At 48.9% G+C, this 235-nt stretch carries 1 protein-coding gene; it reads right to left on the reverse strand.

The window, feature by feature from the left end; all coding sequences use genetic code 11:
• Positions 1-235 (reverse strand): condensation domain-containing protein (locus N477_RS01315; protein ID WP_155731761.1); only part of this gene is annotated, 235 nt, incomplete at both ends.

Below are 235 nucleotides of genomic sequence, written 5' to 3' on the forward strand. Positions count from 1 at the left end.
GGGCTATGGCTTAGGCTACGCTCAGGTTGCAAACGTTCGACAATTTGTTCAAACGGCACCTGCTGATGGGCATAACCGTCAAGTAACATATTTTTACTTTGTTCTAGCAGCGACTGGAAACTCGGCTTGCCAGATAAATCGCTCCGCAGGACTAGTGTATTGACGAAGAAGCCGATCAAACCGGCCACTTCCGCCTGCTCTCGGTTTGCCACTGGCGTACCAATAACAATATCTT

It is taken from the genome of Pseudoalteromonas luteoviolacea H33-S (assembly GCF_001625695.1).
Classification (GTDB): Bacteria; Pseudomonadota; Gammaproteobacteria; order Enterobacterales; family Alteromonadaceae; genus Pseudoalteromonas; species Pseudoalteromonas luteoviolacea_B.